At 48.0% G+C, this 1,085-nt stretch carries 1 protein-coding gene; it reads left to right on the top strand.

From position 1 onward, the window contains the following. Positions 1-1,085, top strand: a 1,085-nt coding sequence (locus tag A3766_RS21060; RefSeq protein ID WP_156509018.1) for an immunoglobulin-like domain-containing protein, incomplete at both ends; no start/stop codon positions are given.

The following is a 1,085-nucleotide window of genomic DNA, read 5'->3' on the forward strand; positions in this document are numbered from 1 at the left end:
CCGTTATCGTGGCCGACACGACAGCCCCTGCTATTACCATTATCGGCAGTTCAGCCGTCAACCATGAACAAGGCAGCACCTATACAGATGCAGGCGCTACTGCCTCCGACCTTATCGATGGCGATATGAGCGCTAGTATTGTTGTCACGGGCAGTGTAGATGTTAATGTTGAAGGCTCGTATATCATCAGTTATGACGTAACAGATGCAGCAGGAAACCCCGCGACCACCGCAACAAGAACTGTAAATGTTGGCGATACAATTGCACCAACAATAGCCTTACTTGGAAATGCAATTGAAAATCATGAACAAGGAACAAGCTATACCGATGCAGGAGCGAGCGCTAACGATAATTTTGACGGGGATATTTCTGCAAACATCGTTGTTAGCGGAACTGTCGATGTAAATGCGCCAGACACCTACATACTCAGCTATGATGTCAATGATGCCGCTGGTAATGCCGCTGCTACAGTTAATAGAAGCGTTGTTATCGCCGATACAACAGTTCCAGTCATTACAATCAACGGTAATTCTAACGAAACCGTTGAACAAGCTACCAGCTATACCGACGCAGGCGCGACGGCAAGCGACAATGTCGATGGCAACCTAAGCAGCAACATCATCGTATCCGGCGATACGGTTGATATTAATACAGCTGGGATTTACACCACTCGCTATGATGTCAGTGACACTGCGGGCAATAATGCTGTACAAGTAACACGAACCGTCACAGTCGAAGACAGTACTGCACCACTGATTACCCTACTGGGCTCCAGCCCGCTTAATCATGTTCAGCTCACACCTTATACCGATGCCGGTGCAACAGCCTCTGACAGTGCTGATGGCGACATTACTGCCAGTATCACGCGAACAGGCGATGTAGATACCAATATAATTGGCACTTACCTAATTTCTTATGACGTAAGTGATGCTGCGGGTAACGCTGCAACAACAGTCTCACGCACAGTGAATGTAACAGACGGCATCGCACCAACAATCACTCTTCTGGGCAACACGATTGTCAATCATGAACAGAGCACCTCTTACACAGATGCAGGCGCAACAGCTGACGATAACCTTGACGGT

This window comes from Oleiphilus sp. HI0132 (assembly GCF_001635845.1).